At 72.1% G+C, this 2,519-nt stretch carries 3 protein-coding genes and 1 pseudogene; all 4 read right to left on the bottom strand.

The window, feature by feature from the left end; all coding sequences use genetic code 11:
- A partial coding sequence (locus tag AC08OV_RS22180) for a metal ABC transporter permease (protein ID WP_476615099.1) occupies nucleotides 1-214 on the bottom strand: 214 nt, incomplete at its 3' end.
- The gene (locus AC08OV_RS22175; protein ID WP_476620262.1) at nucleotides 211-936 is read right to left on the bottom strand and encodes a metal ABC transporter ATP-binding protein; all 726 of its coding nucleotides are present in this window, start codon (nucleotides 934-936) and stop codon (nucleotides 211-213) included. The genes AC08OV_RS22175 and AC08OV_RS22180, both read right to left, overlap by 4 nt.
- A gap of 60 nt (nucleotides 937-996) precedes the next feature.
- Nucleotides 997-1,986, bottom strand: a complete 990-nt coding sequence (locus tag AC08OV_RS22170) for a metal ABC transporter solute-binding protein, Zn/Mn family (RefSeq protein WP_476615101.1) — start codon at nucleotides 1,984-1,986, stop codon at nucleotides 997-999.
- 227 nt (nucleotides 1,987-2,213) lie between these two features.
- A pseudogene (locus AC08OV_RS22165) lies at nucleotides 2,214-2,519 on the bottom strand (IS982 family transposase); the annotation flags it as partial.

The following is a 2,519-nucleotide window of genomic DNA, read 5'->3' as shown; positions in this document are numbered from 1 at the left end:
CGAGCAGCGAGGTGCCGAGCAGAGCGGCGCCCGCGACGCCGGCGAGAACGGCATGGCTCATCGCGTCGGTCAGGTAGACGAGCCTGCGCTGGGTCGCCCAGACCCCCGCGACCGGCGCCGCGACCCCGACGGCAAGCGTGGCCACCAGGGCACGTCGCATGAACGGGTAGTCGAACGGCTCGGTCAACCAGCCGAGGGCGAACGCGCCGCTCACGACAGCCCTCCCCGCACGACGAGCGGGCTCTGGGCGGCAGGCAGGCCTTCGACGGCAGGCAGGCCCTGGACGGCGAACTGGTCGTGGACGGCGGGCAGCACATCGCGGGCCGGCCCGTCGGCGAGCACTGTTCGGTCGATGACCACCGCCCGGTCGAACACCTCGCGCGCCAGGCGCAGCTGGTGTAGCGCGCAGCAGACGGCGATCCCCGCCGCGGCGAGCTCACCGAGCGTGGCCAACAGGGCCTGCTCGCTCGCGCTGTCCAGCCCTTCGCAGGGCTCGTCGAGCAGGAGCACGTCCGGTTCCTGCGCCAACGCGCGGGCCAGCAGGACCCGCTGCGCCTGCCCGCCGGACAGCTCTCCCACCGGCCGGTCCGCGAGCGGGGCCAGATCCAGCCGCGCCAGGGCCGCGTCGACCGCCGTCTGGTCGGCCGCGTCCAGCCGGCGCCACCAGCGCCGCGCCGAGAGCCGCCCGGTCGCCACCACTTGGCGGACGGAGACCGGCAGGTCCCAGCGTGGCGCCGCCCGCTGCGGGACGAAAGCCACCTCGACCCTGGCACGTCCGTGACGGCACGCCTCGGTGTGGTGAACGACCGTCCCGTCGTGTGGCGTCAGCCCCGCCAGCGCGCGCAGCAGGCTCGACTTTCCGGCGCCGTTGCGGCCCACCAGCGCGACCAGTTCCGTCGAGGCGAGGGCGAGGTCGACGTTCTCCAGCGCGGTCACCCGACCGTACCGCACGGTGACCCCCGGGCCTCCAGCACGGCGGGCCCCCGCCGGACCGCTTCACCCGCACTCCAGGCCGGTGTGCAGGCGGTCGCCATTGCCCCGCATCACGGTCAGGTAGTCCTGGTCGGCACCCAGCTCCTCGCGGGGGTCGAACTCGAGCGCGGCGAGCAGGTCAACTTTCGCGCCGATGGCCGCGGCTACCGTCTCGGACAGATCAGGCGGCAGCGCCTCCTCGAAGAACACGGTTCGCACCCCCGCCTCCCGGGCGGTGTCCGTGATCTCGCCCAGGGTCCGGGCGTCCGGCTCCGCCTCCGGCGAGATGCCCGCGATCGGGATCTGCTCGAGGCCGTAGCGGTCCGCCAGATAGCCGAACGCCGCGTGGGACGTCACGATCTCGGTCTGGGAGCAGCCCGTCAGGTCCGCCTTCAGGTCTCCGTGCAGGACGTCGAGATCGTCCCCGAGCGCGGCCAGGTTCGCCCGGTACACCTCGGCGCCCTCGGGGTCGGCCTCGGCGTAGGCCTCGGCGACCGTGCCGGCCAGGGCCTTCATCCGCACCGGGTCGAGCCACACGTGCGGGTCCTCGTCCCCCGTCGCCTCGTGCGAGTCCGCGCCGCCATCGGACTCTTCGTGCGAGTCCTCATGCGAGTCCGCCGTCGCCGGCATCAGTTCGGCTCCGGGCGCCTCGAGCAGGTCCCGTCGCACCACCGTGTCAGGTAGTTCCGCGACGGCCTTCTCCACGTCGGGCTGGAAGCCGGCCCCGAGATAGAACAGGACCTCGGCGTCCGCCAGCGCCGCGGCGCCGCGGGCGTCCAGCGCCAGGTCGTGCGGCTCGGTGCCCGGCGGGGTCAGCGTGGTGACCGTCACCCGGTCTCCCCCGACCCGCTCGGCGAGGAACTGCACGGGATAGAAGTTCGCCACGACCGGAAGCCGGCCGGCGGCACCACCAGGCGTGGTCCCCTCGTTGTCATCGCCACACGCGGCCGACAGGGCGGCGGCCAGCACCACAGCGCCGCCCAGGATCAGCCACCTTCGGAAGGATCTTTCCATATCGACACACTAACAGTTAATGAAAACGATATTCATATCGGTGTCGACGGATCCGCGGCACGCGACGTCCGCGTCGGCTCGGCGCCCCGCGACGCCAGGACCTCGTCGACTGGCACGGTGGACGGTCCGGTCCACTCCCCCGGGATCCCACGGCAGGCCGGCCAACGCGGGAGCGTCGGCCCGGTCGCCAGGCCGCACTTCACAGCTAGACGAGTGATTCCTGAGGGTCAGTGATCGTAGGCGATCAATGAGCGGATCACCGGCGCGCCGGTCTTGTGGTTGTGCCAGAGCCCAGCGGCCAGGGCCATGACCCGCTGGGCGACCCGGATCCCGATGCCCTCGTAGGTCCGTCCACCGTGTTCTTCCAGGTCAAGCCGCCCCTTGAGGGTGTCGTTGACCGACTCGATCAGCTGCCGGACGCTCTTGAGCAGCGACTCCCCGGGCCGCACCTTCTCGTCCTTACGATGCGGCCGGAGCAGCTCGATGCCCTCCTCGGACAACCGCTTCTCGAGTTCCCCGGAGGCGAAGCCCTC

The organism is Frankia sp. CeTa3Moorea (assembly GCF_978021225.1).
Note: the sequence above shows the minus strand (reverse complement) of the source record. Positions and strands in the feature narration are given on the sequence as shown.